The 22,963-nt window shown below is 37.4% G+C and carries 16 protein-coding genes and 1 other annotated feature; of the genes, 3 read left to right on the plus strand and 13 right to left on the minus strand.

Annotated features, from left to right (window positions below):
- Positions 1-53: 53 nt before the first annotated feature.
- The 3 genes from AC3WSO_RS19105 to asnB form a co-directional block, all read right to left on the minus strand.
- The gene (locus AC3WSO_RS19105; protein ID WP_492533022.1) at positions 54-767 is read right to left on the minus strand and encodes a pseudouridine synthase; all 714 of its coding nucleotides are present in this window, start codon (positions 765-767) and stop codon (positions 54-56) included.
- Between the two features lie 9 nt (positions 768-776).
- Positions 777-2,390 (minus strand): putative polysaccharide biosynthesis protein, encoded by a 1,614-nt coding sequence (locus AC3WSO_RS19110; RefSeq protein ID WP_492533023.1) that lies wholly within the window; start codon positions 2,388-2,390, stop codon positions 777-779.
- 424 nt (positions 2,391-2,814) lie between these two features.
- Positions 2,815-4,662 carry an asparagine synthase (glutamine-hydrolyzing) gene (gene asnB / locus AC3WSO_RS19115; RefSeq protein WP_492533025.1) on the minus strand — a complete coding sequence of 616 codons (1,848 nt, stop codon included), beginning with the start codon at positions 4,660-4,662 and terminating at the stop codon, positions 2,815-2,817.
- A gap of 532 nt (positions 4,663-5,194) precedes the next feature.
- Between asnB and AC3WSO_RS19120 the strand changes: the two genes are divergently transcribed.
- Complete coding sequence (locus AC3WSO_RS19120; protein WP_492533026.1) at positions 5,195-6,445, plus strand: BaiN/RdsA family NAD(P)/FAD-dependent oxidoreductase; 1,251 nt, start codon at positions 5,195-5,197, stop codon at positions 6,443-6,445.
- A gap of 296 nt (positions 6,446-6,741) precedes the next feature.
- On the opposite strand, the gene AC3WSO_RS19125 is transcribed toward AC3WSO_RS19120, so the two are convergent.
- From AC3WSO_RS19125 to AC3WSO_RS19165, 9 genes are all read right to left on the minus strand, one after another.
- Positions 6,742-7,434, minus strand: coding sequence for an AIM24 family protein (locus tag AC3WSO_RS19125; RefSeq protein ID WP_492533028.1), 693 nt, complete (start codon positions 7,432-7,434; stop codon positions 6,742-6,744).
- A 422-nt stretch (positions 7,435-7,856) separates the two neighbouring features.
- Complete coding sequence (locus AC3WSO_RS19130; protein ID WP_349659136.1) at positions 7,857-9,128, minus strand: L-lactate MFS transporter; 1,272 nt, start codon at positions 9,126-9,128, stop codon at positions 7,857-7,859.
- Positions 9,129-10,027: 899 nt separating this feature from the next.
- Positions 10,028-10,963: a DUF4181 domain-containing protein gene (locus AC3WSO_RS19135; protein ID WP_492533030.1), complete on the minus strand. Its 936-nt coding sequence runs from the start codon at positions 10,961-10,963 to the stop codon at positions 10,028-10,030.
- Positions 10,950-11,471 (minus strand): sigma-70 family RNA polymerase sigma factor, encoded by a 522-nt coding sequence (locus AC3WSO_RS19140; protein ID WP_492533031.1) that lies wholly within the window; start codon positions 11,469-11,471, stop codon positions 10,950-10,952. The genes AC3WSO_RS19135 and AC3WSO_RS19140 overlap by 14 nt, the downstream gene beginning before the upstream one ends.
- A gap of 97 nt (positions 11,472-11,568) precedes the next feature.
- A complete protein-coding gene (gene leuS, locus AC3WSO_RS19145) occupies positions 11,569-13,986 on the minus strand; it encodes a leucine--tRNA ligase (protein ID WP_492533033.1) in 2,418 nt (805 codons plus the stop codon).
- Between the two features lie 90 nt (positions 13,987-14,076).
- Positions 14,077-14,288: a binding site (T-box leader), on the minus strand.
- Positions 14,289-14,419: 131 nt separating this feature from the next.
- On the minus strand, positions 14,420-16,171 hold the full coding sequence (dhaK, locus tag AC3WSO_RS19150) for a dihydroxyacetone kinase subunit DhaK (protein ID WP_492533035.1): 1,752 nt from the start codon (positions 16,169-16,171) through the stop codon (positions 14,420-14,422).
- 507 nt (positions 16,172-16,678) lie between these two features.
- Positions 16,679-18,403 carry a SulP family inorganic anion transporter gene (locus AC3WSO_RS19155; RefSeq protein ID WP_492533037.1) on the minus strand — a complete coding sequence of 575 codons (1,725 nt, stop codon included), beginning with the start codon at positions 18,401-18,403 and terminating at the stop codon, positions 16,679-16,681.
- A 56-nt stretch (positions 18,404-18,459) separates the two neighbouring features.
- The gene (locus tag AC3WSO_RS19160) at positions 18,460-18,825 is read right to left on the minus strand and encodes an ArsR/SmtB family transcription factor (protein ID WP_492534420.1); all 366 of its coding nucleotides are present in this window, start codon (positions 18,823-18,825) and stop codon (positions 18,460-18,462) included.
- A 148-nt stretch (positions 18,826-18,973) separates the two neighbouring features.
- Entirely contained in the window at positions 18,974-20,152 is a 1,179-nt protein-coding gene (locus AC3WSO_RS19165) for an MDR family MFS transporter (RefSeq protein ID WP_492533039.1), read from the minus strand.
- Between the two features lie 262 nt (positions 20,153-20,414).
- Between AC3WSO_RS19165 and mnmL the strand changes: the two genes are divergently transcribed.
- The gene (mnmL, locus tag AC3WSO_RS19170) at positions 20,415-21,371 is read left to right on the plus strand and encodes a tRNA modification radical SAM protein MnmL/YtqA (protein WP_492533041.1); all 957 of its coding nucleotides are present in this window, start codon (positions 20,415-20,417) and stop codon (positions 21,369-21,371) included.
- On the plus strand, positions 21,368-21,946 hold the full coding sequence (gene mnmM, locus AC3WSO_RS19175) for a tRNA 5-(aminomethyl)-2-thiouridylate-methyltransferase MnmM (protein ID WP_492533043.1): 579 nt from the start codon (positions 21,368-21,370) through the stop codon (positions 21,944-21,946). Before mnmL ends, mnmM begins: the two co-directional genes overlap by 4 nt.
- A gap of 335 nt (positions 21,947-22,281) precedes the next feature.
- On the opposite strand, the gene AC3WSO_RS19180 is transcribed toward mnmM, so the two are convergent.
- A complete protein-coding gene (locus AC3WSO_RS19180) occupies positions 22,282-22,911 on the minus strand; it encodes a superoxide dismutase (RefSeq protein WP_492533045.1) in 630 nt (209 codons plus the stop codon).
- Positions 22,912-22,963 lie beyond the last annotated feature (52 nt).

Raw genomic sequence — 22,963 nt, forward strand, 5'->3', positions numbered from 1 at the left:
TATGTATATAAAAAATACCCCGATACTAATCGTCGTTAGCATCGAGGAATTCTCTAATCCCTATTTTGTAAGCAGGCTAGCTCTTCTGCCGTTAATTCTCTATATTCACCTAAATTCAAACTGTCATCTAGCTTTAGGTTGCCCATTGATAGACGTTTTAAATAGGTTACACGTTTTCCAACAGCCTCAAACATACGCTTCACCTGATGAAACTTACCTTCTTGGATCGTTAACTCAATTTCCGATTGTTGAGCAGATTTTAATATGATGAGCTCTCCTGGTTTGGTTACATAACCATCATCTAGCTCAACACCTTGTGCAAATTTCTCACAATCTTTCTCAGTCACAATTCCTTCTATTTGTGCATAATAAACCTTCGGCACATGTTTTTTAGGAGACAATAAATTATGTGCTAACGTACCATCATTTGTTAGTAGCAATAATCCCTCTGTATCTTTATCAAGGCGACCAACAGGGAAAGGTTGGAAATGCTGGTGCAAAGGCTCTAACAAATCGATGACAGTTTCATCTCGTAAATCCTCCGTTGCAGAAATAACGCCAGGAGGCTTATTCATCATAAAATATACAAATTCTGTATAGTTCACACGCTCCCCGAATACAGAAACCTCCTGCTTTTCAGGATCAACATGTAATGCTGCATCCTTCGCATATGCGCCATCTACTGTCACTGCTTTTTGCTTTAGAAGCAACTTAACTTCCTTGCGTGACCCGTAACCCATATTCGACAGTAATTTATCTAATCGCATTAGTACCTCCTATTTAAATCCCAGTTTGTTCGTTATTCTTGTCAATCGTTCACCCAGAAGCTTTTGTGCTAAGCCTAGGCGTAAAGACAAGAAGCCATATACTGCTACACCTACTCCAGCACAAATAACAGAATAAACTAATGCTGAGAATTTACCACCTACTGGTCCCATTAATAACTCTAAAAGCGTATGAACGATAAATACACTTACAGCCATTACCGCTGTCAAAAGAGAAATGAGCATGACACGACGAATAACCATTTCTGATCTGTAGTTCAATGTTTGTCGTAGCACAAGTATATTAATGATAATTGAAACACTATAGCCAATAGCTGTGGCAAGAAGCGCACCATCTGCCTCCATTAAACGAATTAACGGAATATTAATCGCTAGTTTGACTAAAATCCCAGATAATAAGCTGAGGACAATCCACTTTTGGAAATCAATACCCTGTAAAAGTGCTGCAGTCACTTGGAATAATGCAAATAAAATAGCAACAGGTGCATAATGAGCTAAAATCATAGCCCCCATTTCGCTTTCAGAATAGAGCATAAAATATATTTCATTCGATAACAACGAAATTCCAACTACCGCTGGTAATGTAATGAAAATTAATATTTGATATGTCTTATCCATTGCATTTCGTAACGATAAATATTCACCTTGCGTAAAATATTTTGTAATCGTCGGTACTAGCGCCATTGAAAAACCTGTAGCTAGCATTACTGGAATAATGACAACCTTATGTGTTGTAAAGTTAATCATTGATAGATACTTATCCGTTACTTCCGCTAAGCCTATAGATGCCATAGCTCCATTAAACGTAAGCATATCCACTAATTGGAATAATGGGTTGGCAACACCTACAAACACCATCGGAATCGAATACGTAATTACTTCTTTATATATGTTGGACATTGGTAGCTGTGTAGATGTAACACTTTGACTGCGCAATAAATCAAATTCAGGTTGATATTTTTTCCAATAATAATAGAGTACTAGCAACCCGCCAATTGCTCCAATAAAGGCAGCAAACACCGCAAAGGAAACAGCCGTTTCTGGTTTCCCATTAAAAACTACTACAACTAAGAATGAACCACCTAATAACACTACAATACGAACAATTTGCTCTACTAACTGAGAAACTGCAGTAGGCTCCATTTTGTCATAGCCTTGGAAAAATCCACGCCACAGACTCATAAATGGCACAACAATTAACGCAAAGCTAACCCAACGAATAACTGAGGCAATTTGCTCTACCGAAAATGCCTGTTCATCACTTTTAATAACAAGACCCGCTATTGGTGTAGCTAATATAAAGAGAACAATAAACGCCGCTAACCCAGTACATAGCATAATAAGTATGCCTGATTTCATAAGCTTGCGGCCTGATTGATAATCACCCATTGCATTGTATTTAGAAACAAACTTGGATACAGCAATTGGCGCACCCGAGATGGCTACTGCAAGCATAATCGAGTAGGGAATATATGCATATTGATAGAGGGCTACATTCTCCTCACCCACAATCGCATAAAAAGGAAAAATATAAATTAATCCGAGCACCTTCGATAAAAACATTCCCATCGTTAATATCGCAGTACCTTTCATTAAATTGGACATTGTAACCATCCATTCATTTTAAAATCAATATCTTCATAATCTTAACACTTAGTAAAAACTTATAAACTATTTGCCAATCAATTATGCCTAGGCATAGGTTTGAGCTACTTCTTGAGCAGATCTTTCTGCGAACAAAGCACTTGTTTCACAATAACTTGTAAACGCTGCCATATAAAAAGCTTACTCCACTGTAAAAACTACAGAACTACATTAACAAAATTCAGAAAACAACAACCCTAGAAAATACTAAAAAAGTAAAGCAACTGTAATCTTAACATATTTACTAGGTAAACAGACGCATAAATACATTAAAAAGTTCTAGCACTCAAAAAAAAATAGCAGTTATGTCCTCCAAGGAAAAAAGAAGTTTCAAAATAATCGGTGGAGATTACGAAAACCCCCACCGATTAAAGCTACTTCTCTATTACATATCTACGAAAAATTGTTTATACCATACTAAGAACACATAGGCTGTCCAAATATAACGCCCACGATTTGCTTTTCCTTCATAGTGCTCATCTAGATAGCCTACTAATTGTTTTGTATCAAAGAATTCATTGGCAAAGTCAGTTGTAAACATTTCTTTTACCAGTTTATAATACTTTTCTTCACGTAACCAGTGACGGATTGGCACTGGGAAGCCAAGCTTTGGACGTTTTGCCCATTCTTCAGGTAATTCCTGATGCGCAGCTTGACGAAGAACATATTTCGTATCAATATCATTTACGCGATATTTCGAAGGAATGTTTTTCGCTAATTCCATCACTTCTTTATCTAAAAATGGTACACGTAATTCAATTGAATGGGCCATACTCATTTTATCTGCTTTTAATAAAATATCGCCTGGCATCCAAAGATTTAAATCAAGATACTGCATTTTAGTAACATCATCATCGCCTGGAACTTCATCGTAAATACGTTTTGTAATCGATTTTACAGATGGACCATTTTTATAGTCTGGTTTCAAGACATTCAATGCATCTTCTTCATCCCATACTACCGCTTCTCCGATGAAGCGCTCTTCTACTGTTTGACCACCTTTAACAAGGAAGTGCGTATATTGATTTTTAGGCAACGCCTCTGCTATGCCACGTAACGCTTTACGAATACCAAATGGAACTTTTTCATATTTTTGCATTTTGCCAGAGTTTTGATACCATGAATAGCCACCAAAAATTTCATCCGCACCTTCACCTGAAAGTACTACTGTTACATCCTTCGATGCTAACTCAGAAAGGAAGTATAGCGGTACAGAAGATGGGTTCGATTGTGGCTCATCCATATGCCACTGAATTTTCGGTAATGCTTCAAAACACTCATCTGCCGAAATATATTTACGCTCATTTTGAATATCTAATGTATCCGATAATTCTTTTGCTAAATTTGTTTCATTGAACATATCCTCGTAGTCAGAGAAACCAACAGAGAAGGATTTATCAGGGCGTAATAATGAAGTAATATAGCTTGAATCAATACCACCTGATAAGAAAGAACCGACCTTCACATCACTAATTTGATGCGCATCTACAGATTCTCTCACTGTCGTACGAATGTCTTCAACATATTTTTCAATTGGAGCTTCTTTTGCATGGAATTTTTTATCCCAATACTGCACAATTTGCTTTTGTCCCTCTTTAATAAGTATATAGTGTGCTGGTTGTAATTTGTACACACCTTTGAAGAACGTTTCATCCATTGAAGAATATTGGAACGTCAAATAAGGACGTAGCGCATCTTTATTTAATTCTTTAATAAATGATGGGTGCGGTAAAAATGATTTAATTTCTGATCCGAAAATAAACGTACCATCTGTTGTGTTTTCTGTATAATACAGTGGCTTAATACCAAAACCATCACGAGCGATGAATTGTAAATCATTCTTTTTATCCCAAATACAGAATGCGAACATTCCGCGAAGCTTTTTGACAAATTCTACACCATATTCAACATAACCATAAATAATAACTTCACTATCAGAGTGCGTTTTAAAGTTATGACCTTTTTCAACCAAATCAGCACGTAGCTCTTGGAAGTTAAAGATTTCTCCATTAAATACTAGAACGATGTTACCATCCGCACTGTACAACGGCTGATTTGCCACATCTGATAAGTCGATAATACTTAATCGACGGAATCCTAACGTTATTTTATCATCACTGTGAATCCCACCACTGTCAGGTCCACGGTGAATAATTGTATTCATCATATTTTCAATCGTTTGATGATGATCGATCACATTTGTTCCATTAATATAGCCTATAAATCCGCACATTCTATTTTTCACCTCATAATTTAGTGCATAACCTTTACCATAATAGCATGAAAAGACATTCATTTCATACCGACAATACATATAAAGCAAAACTTTCATCAGTTAATTTATTCTACACCGATTATTCGTTCAACCAACGAGCACTTTATCTCATTATAAAAGCACTTCTATTTCACATCTTCCATCCAAAATCCACACATGAAAGGTCTTCATTAAAACGTGTGGTTGATTTCCGTTCCGTCCGGGCGCTTTCCTGGGGGCGTCCGATGAGCCGCTTCGCTGCGCTGCAGGGTCTCATCTGTGACGCTAATCCCCAAGGAGTCGCCCAGTCTCCACTACAATCAACTAATATGGCATATGTTTTAACAAATGGCATCCCCAACACTTGATGACGAGCCCTAAGTGAAAGTAGAAGATAAGAAATTATAAAATACTTTTGTCGTATTTTCAATGTGAAAGAAGCCTCTCTATATAGACTTCATGTATAATAGGAAAGATTCCTAATTTGAAAAGAAAGTGAGTTTTTAAATATATGTACGATGTTATCGTTATCGGTGGTGGCCCATCCGGTTTAATGGCTGCTATCGCCGCAGGAGAACGTAAAAAGAAAGTATTATTACTAGAAAAAGGAACAAAGCTCGGCAAAAAATTGGCCATTTCAGGCGGTGGTCGCTGTAATGTCACTAACCGTTTGCCCGTTGAAGAAATAGTCAAGCACATACCTGGAAATGGCCGTTTTCTTTACAGCCCATTCACGGTTTATAATAACGAAGATATTATTGCATTTTTCGAAGGACTTGGTGTGGCATTAAAAGAAGAAGATCACGGACGTATGTTTCCTGTATCTAACCGCGCGCAAGATGTTGTAGATGCACTTATTCGTCAGCTTCAAAGGCTACATATTGAAGTGCGCTTAAACACACCCGTTAATAAGCTTCTAATGGATGAAGAAAAAATTCTCGGAGTACGCCTTACAGATGGCACAGAAATTCGTAGCGAAGCAGTAGTCGTTGCCGTTGGTGGGAAAGCTGTTCCACAAACTGGCTCAACAGGCGACGGTTATCCATGGGCAGAGCGTGCCGGCCATACAATTACTACACTTTTCCCTACCGAGGTTCCTGTTCTATCAAAAGAGGATTTCATTCAAGCTCGTGAGCTACAAGGACTTGCGTTACGCGATGTCGCTGTCTCTGTTTTAAACAAAAAGGGCAAAGCACTCGTAACACATCAAATGGACATGCTTTTTACTCATTTCGGGATAAGCGGTCCTGCTATTTTACGCTGCAGTCAATTTATCGTGAAAGAATTAATGAAAACTGGATACGAGCCTGTGACAATGCGTATTCAAACACTTGTTAATTATAATGAGGAAACGTGCTTGCAATATTTAAACAAACTCATTAAAGAAGATCCAAAAAAAGCGGTAAAAAATGTATGGAAGGGTATTGCTCCTGAACGCTGGCTACTATTTTTATGTGAGCGTGCAAATATCGATGTGCAAATGACAGGCGCTGAATTATCACAGGAGAAAGTTCGCAACTTAGCTAGATTACTCGTCAATTTCACAATGACAGTTAGTGGGACTCAATCTCTTGAAAAAGCATTTGTCACTGGTGGTGGCGTCTCTGTTAAAGAGATTGAACCAAAGACTATGGCTTCGAAGAAAAAGAATGGTTTATTTTTCTGCGGAGAAATCCTTGATATTCATGGTTACACAGGTGGCTATAATATTACGTCTGCACTCGTTACAGGACGGATTGCAGGGATGAACGCAGGAATGTAAAATACTCTGTTTCGGACTTATATTAGTGGTTTTATCACATAAAAAATATTGGGTAATGAAGCTCCGGCACAGCGAGGGGTTAATTTCCGTTCCGACTGAACGCTTTGTTGCTGACGCTGCGCTTTCGCACAGAGCAAAGCTTTCTAGCTGCGTCCGATGAATTACCCACAGGAAAGCGAGTAGCCTGGAACGGAAATCACCTCATTAAATGCGCCACAACATTCACAATGATTCCCTTAAACATTTTGTTTTTCCACATTATAAAAAGCGTGTCCTGAAAACGCGGACACGCTTTTTTAGCCTTCTTTTGACATATATACTTCTTCATAAGGTTGAATAATGACAAACCCTTCACCTGAAAATGCCATTTGAATGGATTCACCACTACCTCGACCGATAAATGTTCGGAAGCTAATATCTGTTTTAAACTCCGGGGACAAAGTACCTGACCATGCTACAGTAGCATGTGGATCAGTATAAACCGTTTCACCAGGCTTTACTAACAAGGTTAACGGTTCGAAATGAGTTGTAATGGCAACCTTCCCTCTTCCTTTTAAAGTTACATTAAACAACCCACCTGACATAACTCCTGCCATTTTACGCATTAAATGAATATCCCAATCAATACTAGGCTCAAATGCAAGTAAATCATTACCGTTTACACAAATTGTTTCATCCTTTAGATCGAAGACCGTTACTTTTTTCCCTTGATCGGCTAAATATAGTCGCCCCTTACCCATCGCTTTCATAAGTTGTGTACCTTCGCCGGTTAATGCCTTTTTAAACATTTTACCTAAGCCATGCTCCAACACACGCTCTCGCTCAAACTTAATATCTCCTACATAAGAAATCATTGCGCCCATTTTCGACCAAACCTCGCCATTTAGGTTAACCTCTAATACACGCTCAGTTTCTAACTCGAAATATTCATTTTCGCTATCGTCCTGCTGTGTTTTATTAATAAACTCATTTAAAGAAAATTTCCCCATATATCAATGCCTCCTTATTTATTTTATATACGTTTTAAGTTCCGGAAAGATTCAATCAAATTATCGGAGGGGTAAAAACGAACGATTGAATGATGCGTTGAATCTTTTATTCATGAAACCGCAAAAATTTCATAATTGATTAAAAACAAAAATTGTTGACCTAAAAACATTAGTTTGTGGCCACCCACTAGCAAATTAGTTCATACACCTCACATTTACTTTCGGTTACAAAATTTCTCTTTTAGTAGCGAAATCACTTTATTTCCCATAATGATATTGACAGCAGACACCAACTGTTATACATTAAACAGAGATTAATCAAGTGTTATATAACAACAGCTACAAAAAAAGACCATACAAGCGTCATGTGCGAAATGACACTTATATGGCCATTACCTTCAAGTGCGAATTGAAAGTAAACTTTATTGTGTAGCGGAGACGTCTCCAACCTTTTGTGAAGCTTCTTTTAATGCTGTTCGTTTACGTACATCTGCACGTAATGTTAAAGCAATAATTAATGAAGCTGCAATTAACCCTGTAAATACATAGAATACAGGAATATAGCTACCATAAGCATTTTTAATAGTGCTTACTAAAAGTGGACCAAAAATACCACCTAAAGACCAAGTCGTTAATAAATAACCATGAATAACTCCAAGTTGTTTCGTACCGAATAAATCACTTGCAAATGCAGGTAGATTAGAGAAACCTCCACCATAGCAACTAACAACTAAGAAAATAAGTGCTTGGAAAATAATAACGTTTGTAGTATGCGGTAAGACGATAAATGTAACTAGCTGTGCGATAAAGAAAATTACAAAGACATTCGAACGACCAATATAGTCAGACACAGCAGCCCATATTAAACGACCACCACCATTAAATAATCCCATTATACCTACCATTGCTGCGGCTCCCGCAACTGATAAACCTACAATTTCTTGAGCCATTGGAGATGCAACAGAAATCATCATAATACCTGCTGTTACGTTTACTAAATGCATTGACCAAAGCATCCAGAAATGCTTAGTTTTTACAGCTTCACGTGCTGACATGACAGCTAAATCTTTCTTCACTACTTCTTTACCATTATCTGCAGCCGCCTTCATATTCGCTGGCATATAACCAGGTTTAGGCGGTGCTATATATGAAGCCCCTAAAATCATTAACGTGAAATAACTTGCCCCTAAAATAAAGTACGTTGTAGAAATTCCCACAGCCCCCATTAAGTTAGCTGCGACTGGCGCTGTAATAAGTGCTCCTGAACCAAATCCAAGTACAGCCATACCTGTTGCTAATCCGCGGCGATCCGGGAACCATTTTACTAATGTCGATACAGGCGCAATGTAACCAATACCCATACCCAATCCACTTAGTAAACCATATGTTAACCAGTACAATGTTACGGAATCCATTGAAATCGCTACACCTGCACCAGCTTGTCCTGCCCCAAATAGAACAGCTGCTATCATCGCAGATTTACGTGGCCCCATTTTTTCTACTAAGTTACCAAATAATGCTGCCGAAAAACCAGCAAGCCCCATCATTATTGTGAAGGCAACCGTTACGTTTGTTTCACTCCATCCCATTTCTGTAACAATCGGTATCTTGTATACACTGTATGCATATGCTCCACCGATTGAAAGGTGAATAGCGATTGCAGATAATGCAATTAACCATCTATTTTTATTCATAATTTCTCTTTTCTCCCCTCTTTTGCTACCTGTGAAAATTTTATGAACGTCTCTGTAAAACAATTTACCACTTAGAATTATTCAAATGCAAGATGTTTTTTTAAAAAATATTATTTCTGCAAAAAGTATTTTATTTTTTACCCCAATAATTTTATAACGAAAACCCTACAGTCTCTAAGCAAATAGATGTTTTTTAAACAAAAACCATAACATTTTTTAGCTATTATTATTTTTCTACTCTATTATCCAATTTCATATTAACTATATCAATATAATTAATTTTGTGCATATTTTCACATGCAATCTATGTATAATCCTCTTTTTCTAACGCTTATTATTTCTTCGTGCTTCTATAAAGAGTTATAAACAAATATCCATTAAGTAGAAATAACTTGGATAAAAGAGAATTTTAAAACTAAAATAGACAAATTCTGTTCACGCAAAAAGGGATATGAAAATCATATTAAATGATTTAATTAACTTTTAATGGATATTCAATTAAATAAATACAATACACATTGTGCATACTTCAAAACGAATAATCATTACTCATTGATTTTTATTATTCAAATATATATTTTTTCTTTCAGTAAGAATCCTACACATCCTTTTTAGCTATAACTAGTTATGCTTTTTAAACTAAAAAACAACTAAACCAATCAGTTATAACAGAAATATTTGCTATAGCACACAAGTAAAAACAGTACTTTTCAACCAAATAATAACAATGTTTATAAATACCAATTCTAGATTTATTTATGTAAATACTAGCTTTTACGAAGATATGTATTCTATTAGAGACAGTTAATCTAAGACGACCTTCAATACATATTTCGAATGGAAATTCTCCATTAATCAAAAAGAGATGCTCGAAGAATTTCAGAGCATCTCTTTCTTTTTTATGAAAAATAAATGATAAATACAATTATTAGTGCTAGTGACATAATAGATGATCCAATCGATATATAATGTCTTTTTTCCTCTCGCACATAATAATAGTCAATCACAATAGAACTCATCATGAAGACTGCTATAAAAATGCATATTGTAGCCGTATATAGAAACAAACCGTATATATTAAATAAAATTAAAGTCGCAAATTGAATAAACTTAGCAATATACGTTGTACGTTGATGACCTGTATTTATATATTTTGGCTCTTTCAGAATGCTAAACATTTTTTGAATAGCTTTTTCAGTAAGCCACACTAGAAGGAGAGCAATTATTAAAAAAGTAAATATCTCACCGAAACTAATATCTTTTTCATCTTTTTGCATAAGGGCAATAAATGATGATGCTGTATCGCCATCTTGTACTTTGTAAAAGATATTTGTTTGTCGATCGCTAAAAGCTAGCTGCTCATCGTTTAAGAACATTTTTAGCTGCACAACCTGCCCATTGTCAAACTCCACCCATACATCACGATATGCATAATAATCATCATCCTTCTCCGAAATAACTGCCTTTTGAAGCGTATTAGCAATGAGCTTTGTTTCCGAATCATTTTTATAAGACTGTTGCCCTAAAATCCAGCCAGGTCTTCCGGCCTTAAAGGTATCTTCCTCCCAATTATACGCACTCGTAAACTGTTTAACCTCATGTTGGGCTAGTTCAATAATCGCAGCATGCTTAGATAAATCTACTTGCTTCCATGGACCAATTACAATCAAGAAGAGGATCGTCACGACTGCTCCAATGAAAACCATTGGATATTGCCATCTACGAGGTTGTTTATTTTGCTGAACTACATTGTGCAAAATACGCTCCTGCAATTGTTGTGAGAAACGCGGGGCTTCTCCAAGCTCTTTATCCAGTTTATTCTTAAAAGATGTCATCTTCTAGCACCTCCCAATGGTTTTTGTCCAGTTTTTCCTGCAAAATTTGTCTAGCTCTACGAAGTCTTGTTTTCACTGTACTTTCGGTACATGCAAGTACCTCCGCTATCTCACGAACCTTTAATTCTTGATAATAATAAAGAATAATTACTTCTCGGTAGTTGATTGGAAGCTCAAACAAAGCTACTGTTACAATTCTTCGTTCATCCTTTTCAATCAAATTTATTTCTGGCGATCGTTTACTGACTCCAATGTGCAGCTTTTCAAATAAAATATGTCGCTTATTTTTCCAACTTCGTAAATAGTCATGACTTTTATGTACTGTTATTTTTACTAAATATGTTTTTAGCGAGGATCGCTGTTCAAAGCGCTCCTGTTGCCGATAATAAGCAAAAAAGACATCTTGAACGATTTCTTCTGCAATAGCCCAGTCTTTAACATATAGATAAGCTACACGAAGGCAATACTCACCATGCTCTTCCATAATATTTGCTAAATGCTCACTCAAACAAACACCTCCTATTCAGACTATAGTCGTATCAAAATCTTAGATGGTTTCAGCAAAAAAGAAAAAAGCGCCCAAATATTGGACACTTTTCACATTATTATTTCACGACGATATTAACAAGCTTACCTGGAATGACAATTATTTTTACTAAGTCTTTGCCTGCCATATACTCTTGTACTTTGTCATCTGCAAGAGCTACTTTTTCGATTTCTTCTTTTGAAGCATCTTTCGCTACGATGATTTTTGCACGTACTTTGCCTAGTACTTGTACTGCGATTTCCACCTCATCATCTACAAGTTTAGCCTCATCATATGTTGGCCATTCCTTATATGAAAGTGATTCATCATGACCTAATATCTGCCATAGTTCTTCAGCAACGTGTGGCACCATTGGAGCTAGCATTTTCACAAAGCCTTCAGCGTATTCTGTTGGAATTACATCCGCTTTGTAGCAATCATTGATGAATACCATCATTTGTGAAATAGCTGTATTGAAGCGAATACCTTCATAATCCTCTGTCACTTTTTTCACAGTTTGATGATATGATTTTTCTAATGTTTTGTCATCAGAAGCTTGAATTTTTGCAGCGATTGTACCATCTTCTTCATTAACAAATAGACGCCAAATACGATCTAAGAAGCGTCGTGCCCCGTCCAAGCCATTTGTTGACCATGCAACAGATGCTTCAAGTGGACCCATAAACATTTCATATAGACGTAAAGTATCAGCACCGTGTGAAGAAATGATTTCATCTGGGTTAACGACATTACCTTTTGATTTAGACATTTTCTCATTACCTTCACCAAGAATCATCCCTTGGTTAAATAATTTATGGAATGGCTCTTTCGTGTGTACAACACCTAAATCGTATAATACTTTATGCCAGAAGCGAGCGTATAGTAAGTGTAATACCGCATGCTCTGCCCCACCGATATAAATATCAACTGGTAACCAACGTTTCAGTAATTCAGGGTCTGCGATTGCTTCTTTATTTGTTGGGTCAATATAACGAATGAAGTACCAGCTAGAACCTGCCCACTGTGGCATCGTATTCGTTTCGCGACGACCTTTTTTGCCTGTTTCAGGATCAACAACATTTACCCATTCAGAAATGTTCGCTAACGGAGATTCACCCGTACCTGAAGGACGAATATTATCTGTTTTTGGTAGTACTAATGGTAATTCTGATTCTGGCACTGGCGTCGTTGTACCATCTTCCCAATGAATCATAGGAATTGGCTCACCCCAGTAACGTTGACGAGAGAATAACCAGTCGCGAAGACGGTAAGAGATTTTCTTCTCTCCCACACCTTTTTCTTCAAGCCATTGAATTGCCTTAGCAATACCTTCCTCTTTGTTTAAGCCATTAAGGAAGTCAGAGTTAATATGTTGACCATCACCTGTGAAGGCTTCTTTGCTAATGTCTCCACCTTCAAGGACAGAAATAATTTCTAAACCAAATTCTGTAGCGAATTCATAGTCGCGCTCATCATGTGCTGGAACTGCCATAATTGCACCAGTACCGTATGATACTAATACATAGTCCGCAACCCAAATCGGCATTTTTTTACCGTTAATTGGATTAATTGCATAGGCACCTGTGAATACGCCTGTTTTTTCTTTCGCTAAATCTGTGCGTTCTAAATCAGATTTCAATTTTACTTTATCTAAATAAGCTTCAACAGCTTGTCGTTGTTCAGCACTTGTAATTTGATCCACTAATTTATGCTCAGGTGCAATAACACAGTATGTAGCACCAAATAATGTATCAGGACGAGTTGTAAACACTGTGAAGTTTTCATCTGTTCCATCTATATCAAATGTTACTTCTGCACCTTCAGAACGACCAATCCAGTTACGTTGCATATCCTTAATAGACTCTGGCCAATCAACTTCCTCTAAGTCATCGATTAAACGATCAGCATAGGCAGTAATTTTAAGCATCCATTGCTTCATTGGACGACGTTCTACAGGGTGACCACCACGCTCTGACTTTCCATCAATAACTTCTTCGTTTGCAAGTACTGTTCCAAGTGCTGGACACCAGTTTACAGCTACTTCATCTACATAGGCTAAGCCTTTTTTATAAAGTTGGATAAAGATCCATTGTGTCCATTTATAATATTCTGGATCTGTTGTGTTAATTTCACGATCCCAGTCATAGCTAAAACCTAACTCTTGGATTTGACGCTTAAATGTTGCAATATTTTTCGCTGTAAATTCTGCCGGGTCATTTCCTGTATCAAGTGCATATTGCTCTGCAGGTAAACCGAATGCATCCCAGCCCATAGGATGTAGGACGTTATAACCTTGCATACGCTTGAAGCGTGAAAGGATGTCTGTCGCTGTGTAGCCCTCTGGATGTCCTACATGAAGACCAGCACCAGATGGGTATGGGAACATGTCTAACGCGTAAAATTTTGGTTTTTCTGTTTCGTTTTCAGTTTTAAACGTTTTATTATCAGCCCAATATTGCTGCCACTTTTTTTCGATTTGTTGATGATTAAAACTCATTATTTTTCCTCCTTTGAATGTGTCATGCTCTTCAACTTAAGAATTGACAAAATATTTAAAAAATAAAAAAACTCGCCCCTTTCTTCATTAGAAAGGGACGAGAGAATTCGTATCTCCCGCGGTACCACCCACATTAGTGATCACACTCGGCTTTAGCTTCCTTAACGCGGAAGGAACGGCACGAGCTGTTGCACTCGGGCAGACTCAGAAGGCGAGTTCAATTTGCTTTCCTACTAGCTCCCACCAACCGCTAGCTCTCTAAAAAGAAACACAAATTTACTATTCCTCATCATTGTCTTACATGTATTGCATTTATTCTAATGGAAAGTACTGAAAAGCACAAGACTTTGTTTACATACTAACCATTTTTGAACAAATTAAATCCCTATGAAGGTAACAATATTCGAAACAAGTTGTATCCATAGTGCTCGCTTTATTTTAAACTACAAGAAAGCTCCGTAAAAATAACTCCTAGCGCAAAAGCACCAGCATCCGGATAACCTAGACTTCTTTCACCAACTGTTCCGGCGCGACCCATTCGAGCTACGATTTCCTTTGTATATTCCGCTCCTTTAACAGCAGCCTCTGCCCCTTTCTCAAAAGCTGTTTTAAAGTCCGCACCAGTTGCAGCGCTTTCTAACCAGGAATTTACACAAGGTACAAGCGCATCTACAAGCGTTTTATCGCCTACCTCTGCCCCTCTTCCGAAAGAACGCTCACCGACAGATTGTATACCTTTCAGCGTAGCTTGTAACATTTCAGCAAACTCTCCAACAGTTAATTCCATTTTCCCCTCGACTGCTTTACTAGCAGCTCGGAAAGCCCCGCCCCAAATTGGACCAGAAGCTCCTCCGCAATGTTCCATAATGATCATGGAACAACCATCAAGAAAAGTCCCAATACTTAAATGTTTATGATTTAGAATCGAGGCCCATCCTCGTTTTAATTCCTTAAAACCTTTTGCGACACTCATTCCGAAATCGCCGTCACCTGCATGGGTATCCAATTCGCAGAAAGGCACTTCGTTCTTAATAATAATCTCGCTCATTTTATCTACAAGATAAATCATATTATTTAATGTGATTACCTCGTTTTTGATGATAGCGTGTTCTTCTTCTGTTTCCGTCTCAAAGAATACTTCTTTCTCTTCTACATTATCATTAATATCTACGTATTCTACACGTTCAACCGGTCCATCTACCTTAAATGCAGGTGTATTACATTCTTTCGATAATAGTGTACTCAGTTCATCATCTAGTTTCATTACTGTAAGAGAGATCCCAGCCATATCAATACTTGTCATGTAATTGCCGACAAACGTTCGATTGATTCGTATATTTCTTTTACTCAGTTCTCTAGCAACCGCATTATTAAACAGATAAAGTTCTTGAAGTGGTGTACCACCAAATCCATTTACTAGAACAGCAATTTCAGCATCTTTATCTAATCCTAAATCTTTCATAAGGTCATTTGTCATACGTAAAGCTAATTCATCTGCAGCCATCATTTTTTCTCTTTTTCTCCCTGGCTCTCCATGAATACCGACACCATATTCCATCTCGTCCTCCCCCAATTTGAAAGTAGGTGATCCACTAGCAGGAACCGTACAGGAAGTTAGTGCCAGACCAATTGTTCGAACATTTGCCGCTGCTTTTTCCGCTACAGCTTTAACCTGCATCAAATCCATACCTTCTTCTGCAGCTGCACCAGCAATTTTATGTACTAACACAACTCCTGCAACGCCGCGGCGTCCTACTGTATAAAGGCTATCTTCTACTGCAATATCATCTTCTACGCGAACGTACTCTACTTGAATGCCATCCTCCATGGCTAAGTGGGCGCCATTTTTAAAATTCATTATATCTCCGCTGTAATTTTTAATAATGAGCAGTGTACCTTTTTGGCTGGCTGTTGCTTTAATTGCTTGATATACCTGTATTTGTGAAGGAGAAGCAAACACATCACCACATACCGCAGCATCCAGCATTCCTTTTCCTACTAACCCTGCATGTGCTGGTTCATGTCCACTACCGCCACCGCTAATTAAAGTTACCTTATTTGCATTCATCGCTTTTTTCTTAATTACTTTATATTTTTTTAATAGCTCAAGTTCCGGGTGAGCCATAACTATCCCCTTGCACATTTCCATTACAAGTGATTCAGGTTGATTCATAATTTTTTTCATCTTTAATCCTCCCCTATAAGTTTTGTCACATTCTACGAACCCTATTTGTAGACATACTTCTATAATTATTCAAAGAAGATTCCTGCTATGATACATACCCCTCGAAACATATTTGAAAACGAATTCTAGTTTTCTACGTAAAATGAAAGCTTTGTCTAAAGATACTCATCCTCGACATAATTGCGTTCCTTTATTACGGGGTAAAGTGAAACTTTAATCGATAGGGTATTTTCTGCACCCCATCGATTATTAGTTTTCACCAATCGGGCAATTAGGGGCAGTTTTTATTATTTACTGCCCCTTATTACGGGATAAAGTGAAACTTTAATCAGTGGGGTGTTTTCTATACCCCACTGATTATTAGTTTTCACCAATCGGACAATTAGGGGCAGTTTTTATTTACTGCCCCTTATTACGGGATAAAGTGAAACTTTAATCAGTGGGGTGTTTTCTATACCCCACTGATTATTAGTTTTCACCAATCGGACAATTAGGGGCAGTTTTTATTTACTGCCCCTTATTGCGGGATAACTCCTGACATTCACGGAAAGCGAAATGCTTACAGCCAATACATTTATTTGTATCTAAATAGCTTAAAGCTTTATTAATCGCTTCTCCTGTGTGCGGATAGAAATTATCTTCACCAATTTCATCATATAAGCCATTGTGCTGTAGTGCCTTTTTTAATTCGTCTTGTACTCCTGTAACTAAAATAGTGCCACCCTGTGCTTTAAAATTCCGAATGACATTACCAAAATACGACTCACCTGTTGAATCCATAAAAGGTACTTTACTCATGCGTAATACTAAAACTTTTTGTTCGCGCCGGATAGAACTTGCAATCGCCTGCTCAAAGGTTTGAGCTGCGCCGAAGAAAAGAGGACCCTCAACTGTATAAATACTTATTTGTGGACAGTCTCGTTTTTGATGAACAACATGTGATTGTACCTTTCCACTCTCTTTCGAATGATCCGGTAAAACCTTTGTTACTACAAGCTTTTCGCTCATACGCTTTGCAAATAATACGACCGCTAGTACAATCCCCACCTCTACAGCTAATGTTAAGCTTGTAAAAACAGTAAGAAGGAACGTAATGATTAAAACGAGGGAATCTCCTGATTTTAATTTAACAATATGTGCAAAATGCTTTTGCTCACTCATATTCCAAGCCACAACCATTAAAACTGGAGCCATACTAGCTAATGGAATATGTGAAGCAAAAGGCGCAAGTAATAATAAAGTGACTAAAACAAATACACCGTGAATAACACCGGATATGGGTGATACTGCACCTGTTTTAATATTTGTCGCAGTACGAGCAATAGCCCCTGTCGCAGGGATCCCTCCAAAGAAAGGAGTGACGATATTAGCAATCCCTTGACCAACAAGTTCTCGGTTACTATTATGCTTTGTATTTGTCATTCCATCCGCTACCACAGCAGATAAAAGTGATTCAATTCCACCAAGCATCGCAATCACAAAAGCTGGTCCAATAAGTAGCTGAATACGCTCCCATGTGATATCTGGAACTGCGAAATTCGGTAATGTATTAGGAATTTGACCGTAGGCTGTTGCTATTGTGGCAACTTGTCCAGAAAAAAAGAATGTTGCCACTAGTGTAGAAACAACAATTCCCGCTAACGCTCCTGGAACTTTAGGTAAAACTTTCGGTGTTATTAAAATAATGATAAGACTTATGATCGCCGTTAAAACACTATAAAAGTTTGTCGTACCAATATGCATAACAATTTCTTTTACATTGTCAATAAAATACTCATGACGTTTAATATTTGTTAAACCTAGGAAATTAGCAATTTGACCTGTAAAAATAATAACAGCTATTCCTGCTGTAAATCCGATTGTCACGGGTCGGGGAATAAATTTTATTAATGACCCTAGTTTAAAAATACCCATTAAGCACAAAATAATCCCAGCCATTAATCCAGCGATTAGTAAGTTTTCATAGCCATACGAAATGACTATCCCTAATAAAATTGGCACAAAGGCACCTGTAGGTCCCCCTATTTGGAACTTCGAACCACCAAAAAGAGAAATAAGTATGCCAGCAATAAAAGCTGTATAAATTCCATACTCAGGCTTAACACCTGACGCAATGGCAAAGGACATTGCCAGTGGTATTGCTACAATCCCGACAATTGTCCCTGAGAGTAAATCTTTCTTCAAATGATGAACAGAATATCCTTCATATCGCCCTGTAAACAGTGACTTCATCTATAAATCTTCCCTTCAAAATAATAGCAAGGTAAATGTTTCGTAAAAACCCCAGTTTACATATCCTCTTCATTATCTTCATTAATAGTCATTTCTTCTAATCTTGTAATTGTATTTATTAAGTGATTATTAAAAATTTCTTTTGTGACGCCAAGTAACTCTCCAATCATAGGATCACTTAAAGAATAATAAACTTTTTTCCCCTCTTTCGTTCCATACACAATATTTTTGCCTCGTAATACACTTAACTGCTGAGAAACAGCTGAGCCCTCTTTTTCTAAGCAGCTTTGAATTTCATTGACATTTTTCTTACCATCTACTAGTAATTCCAATATTCTAATTCGTAATGGATGTGCTAAAGCTTTAAAAAAATCTGCCTTAAATTGCTGCAAATCTTCCACATAAATCCCTCCATGAATCATATTCATATATTCAAACATTTGAATATGTATAGTTGATTGTACGCTAATATAAGCTAACTTTCAATATTAAACATTAAAAAACGAACAAAAAACGTGTTTCCCACACAGTTTTTGCTCGTTTCAGAAATATTTTTGTTAAATTTATCTATTAATCTGTCGCCGTATTATTCTTTCGTAAAGGATAATCATAGATTAGGCATGGAACTATCGCAAACAATACAATTATTACTAGAATTAAAACGAGTGCAATCATACCAAACTGATCGACCATAATACCACCAAATAGAGGGCCAATCATACGACCTGTTGTTGCTGCACTATTAATAATCCCTTGATAAAAGCCCTGACGCCCTTTTGGTGCAAGTTGATTGGCGATTGTAGGTAAGGCAGGCGTATAAAACATTTCTCCAAAAGTTAGTACAACCATTGCTGCCCCAAACATTTTAAAATCACTTGCAAACGCAATGATTCCAAAGGATATCGCGATAAGAACAACGCCAAATACTAATTGACGCTTCAAATTATTTTCCCAACGTTTCACTAGCGGCGCAATTAGCGGTTGCCCTAAAACGATAAGTAGACCATTAATAGTCCAAAGTAAGCTGTACTGTTTTAATCCTAAACCTAGATCTTGTGTATAGGCAGAAATAGTCGCACTCCATTGTGAATAAGCTACCCAGCATAGTACAGAGGAAGAACTTATAATTAATAATGCATAAAACGGTGCTTTATTTATAATTCGCTTACTTTCACTCACGACATTCTTCGGTGCAATACTCCCCGCTTCTAATCGTTTAAAAGTAAAAAATGCTATAAAAAAGAACAAAATATACATGGCTAAGTTGACCTTAAAGACGTAGTCAAATTGGTAAGCTGCAACAACACCAGCAAGTGCAGGACCAATTGCTACTCCTAAATTTTGAGCTAAATAAATTGCGTTAAAAGCCTTTCGTCCACCCTCCGGCCACGCAGTTCCAGCTAAAGCAAACATTCCTGGGAATACAATACCCCCACTAAAGCCGAGTATCGTTAAAATCCACACATAATGTGGCCAGCCGTGCCAAATCGTTAAAGCAATTAATGATGCAATCGTCAAAAGAATGCCAATCATCGTTGATTTATAGCCACCTATTCTATCAAATAAATAACCACCTAAGAGATTCCCTAATACACCAGCAGCAGAATTCAACATCAACACAAAACCAGCCATCGCAAGTGACTTCCCTAAATAATCGTGCATATAAATGGCGTTTAAAGGCCATAAAAAAGAGTTGCCCGTCGTATTCACAAGCATTCCAATAATTAAAAACCAAACACTTTTTGGCATAGAATGACCCCCGTTATTTCGCTACTCTAAATAGTTAGTTTATGTTGAAACATACAAAAGCACAAGAAAAATAAATTTACTCTTTTTACATATGCTTTAGAATATTTTTTGTGTAGTTTTTTGGGGTCCTCCTGATGATTGACTACGGTCGATGTACTTTTCGCTGGCCTTCTCTCATAGTACATCCACATATTATTAAGTTCTTCCCTCATGACGGAAACACCAGCACGTGATAAAATATAGTGTTAGAGGAGTGAAATAAATGACAGAAACAAACTTTCCTTTTCCTTCAGACGGGAAAAGATATTATACATGGAATCGCTATTTACGTGAGCAATTTGGTCATAAAGTTTTTAAAGTAGCACTAGACGCAGGCTTTGACTGCCCAAACCGTGATGGTACAGTTGCCTTTGGCGGTTGTACGTTCTGTAGTGCTGCAGGTTCAGGTGATTTTGCGGGCAACAAAGTTGATCCTATCGAGGTGCAATTTGCTGAAATACGTGACAAAATGCATCAAAAATGGAAGGATGGCAAATACATGGCTTACTTCCAAGCGTATACAAATACACATGCACCGCTACCAGTATTAAAAGAAAAATTTGAAGCCGCATTAGCCCAAGAGGGAGTTGTTGGATTATCCATCGCAACACGCCCAGATTGTCTGCCAGATGATGTAGTTGAATATTTAGCTGAATTAAATGAGCGTACCTATTTATGGATTGAATTAGGACTTCAAACTGTACATGAAAAAACAGCCAACCTTATCAACCGTGCCCACGATTACGCAACATATGTGGAAGGTGTTGAAAAGTTACGAAAACATGGTATTCGTGTATGCTCGCACATTATTAATGGCCTTCCTCTCGAAGACTCTGACATGATGATGGAAACTGCTCGTGAAGTCGCAAAGCTTGATGTACAAGGTATTAAAATACATTTACTGCATCTTTTAAAAGGTACACCAATGGTTAAGCAATACGAAAAAGGAATGTTAGAATTTTTAGATCAAGACGTTTATACAAAGCTTGTAGCCGATCAACTTGAAATTCTACCACCAGATATGGTTATTCACCGTATTACAGGCGATGGACCAATTGATTTAATGATTGGCCCGATGTGGAGTGTTAATAAATGGGAAGTATTAAACGGAATTGATGCTGAGCTTGAACGCCGCGGAAGCTGGCAAGGAAAATTTTATAAAGCTGAGGATGCCAAATGAAGCTACAACGCGTTTTACAATATGCCCAACAGCTAATAAAAGATACTGTTGAAGAAGGCGACACTGTAGTAGATGCCACAGCTGGAAATGGCCACGACACTTTGTTTCTAGCACAGCTTGTCGGCGATGAAGGACAAGTATATGCCTTTGATGTTCAAAAGAGCGCTGTTGATGCCACTCTCCATCGCCTTTTAGATAATGGCTTAGAGCATCGTGCACTTGTTTTACATAGAGGGCATGAAGAAGTAGTCAACTATGTCCACAGACCAGTCGCAGCTGCAATTTTTAATCTTGGTTATTTGCCTGGTAGCGATCACGACATCATTACACAGTCAAATACGACAATACAAGCAATAGATGATTTGCTAAAGATGCTAAAAATAGGGGGTCTTATCGTCCTTGTCATTTATCATGGTCATCCGGGCGGGAAGGAAGAACGAGATGCTGTCATTGACTATGTCAGTCAACTTCCCCAAAAATGTGTACATGTATTAAAATACGAGTTTTTAAATCAACAAAATGACCCACCTTTTGTAATTGCTTTAGAAAAAATGAAAGATTATCCGTTAAGTTAAATTGATAGTTCCATAGGACGTGGCGTTCTTAGACGGAGTTCCTATATTTTAGCGGATTTTTGGATACCGCTGAAAAGTGATTTAAAACTGCATTAATCTCACCACTTTTAGAGGTGGGAGACTTCTGCTAAAAGAAGTTAAATTTATTTAAGGTATGATTCCGATAGCGCAGCGGAATCATGCCTTTTAATTTTGTATTCTTTGAAAACCGCCTGCACAGGTGAGGGTTTTCAAAGAATACAAGAAAATATCCCCCGATGGCGCGGGGGATATGGAGGAGTACTTAACTTTACTTTCATGTCAAATTACCTTAATTAACTTATCTTAGTTAGATTTTAAAAAGCGTTTATTGTTTCCCTGGCATTCACATATCGTTGATTGACTTTGTCCCAATCAACAGTATTCCACCAATTCATAACAAACTCAGGTCGGCGATTTTGATATTTCAAATAATAAGCATGCTCCCATACATCAATAACGAGTAGAGGAATTATTCCCTCTTTTAAAGGCGTGTCTTGGTTAGCTGTACTCATAATGGTTAATTGCTCGCCATCTAGTACTAGCCATCCATATCCACTTCCAAAGCGTGAAATTGCTGCTTTAGAAAGCTGATCTTGAAAATTATCAAATGTTTTAAAATAATAATCGATCGCCTTTCCAATATCAGCAGTTGCCTCACCACCACCATTAGGACTCATCATTTCCCAAAATAAACTGTGGCAATAGTGTCCTCCACCATTATTTTGTACGGCTGTTTGAATGTCCGTTGGAAGCACATCAAGATTTCTTAATAAATCTTCCAACGACTGATTTTGTAAATCTTTATGACCTTCTAATGCCACATTTAAATTATTTACATACGTAGCATGATGCTTAGAATGATGAATTTCTAACGTTCTAGCATCAATAAAGGGCTCCAACTGATCATAATCATATGATAGTTTCGGTAAGTGGAACACAGTCAATCTTTCACCTCCTCCCAAAAAGTTTCTTTAAGGAAAGATAATTTCCTTATGA

The sequence above is a fragment of the Lysinibacillus sp. EB106-09-02-XG168 genome, assembly GCF_058791475.1.

Excerpts from the sequence above, each read along its gene's own strand:
- dhaK (WP_492533035.1), bottom strand. The coding sequence starts at position 16,171 with ATGAAAAAAATTATGAATCAACCTGAATCACTTGTAATGGAAATGTGC.
- AC3WSO_RS19110 (WP_492533023.1), bottom strand. The coding sequence starts at position 2,390 with ATGTCCAATTTAATGAAAGGTACTGCGATATTAACGATGGGAATGTTT.
- leuS (WP_492533033.1), bottom strand. The coding sequence starts at position 13,986 with ATGAGTTTTAATCATCAACAAATCGAAAAAAAGTGGCAGCAATATTGG.
- AC3WSO_RS19105 (WP_492533022.1), bottom strand. The coding sequence starts at position 767 with ATGCGATTAGATAAATTACTGTCGAATATGGGTTACGGGTCACGCAAG.
- AC3WSO_RS19120 (WP_492533026.1), top strand. The coding sequence starts at position 5,195 with ATGTACGATGTTATCGTTATCGGTGGTGGCCCATCCGGTTTAATGGCT.
- AC3WSO_RS19160 (WP_492534420.1), bottom strand. The coding sequence starts at position 18,825 with ATGATTCATGGAGGGATTTATGTGGAAGATTTGCAGCAATTTAAGGCA.
- AC3WSO_RS19135 (WP_492533030.1), bottom strand. The coding sequence starts at position 10,963 with ATGACATCTTTTAAGAATAAACTGGATAAAGAGCTTGGAGAAGCCCCG.
- mnmM (WP_492533043.1), top strand. The coding sequence starts at position 21,368 with ATGAAGCTACAACGCGTTTTACAATATGCCCAACAGCTAATAAAAGAT.
- AC3WSO_RS19155 (WP_492533037.1), bottom strand. The coding sequence starts at position 18,403 with ATGAAGTCACTGTTTACAGGGCGATATGAAGGATATTCTGTTCATCAT.
- AC3WSO_RS19165 (WP_492533039.1), bottom strand. The coding sequence starts at position 20,152 with ATGCCAAAAAGTGTTTGGTTTTTAATTATTGGAATGCTTGTGAATACG.
- AC3WSO_RS19130 (WP_349659136.1), bottom strand. The coding sequence starts at position 9,128 with ATGAATAAAAATAGATGGTTAATTGCATTATCTGCAATCGCTATTCAC.
- asnB (WP_492533025.1), bottom strand. The coding sequence starts at position 4,662 with ATGTGCGGATTTATAGGCTATATTAATGGAACAAATGTGATCGATCAT.
- AC3WSO_RS19125 (WP_492533028.1), bottom strand. The coding sequence starts at position 7,434 with ATGGGGAAATTTTCTTTAAATGAGTTTATTAATAAAACACAGCAGGAC.
- mnmL (WP_492533041.1), top strand. The coding sequence starts at position 20,415 with ATGACAGAAACAAACTTTCCTTTTCCTTCAGACGGGAAAAGATATTAT.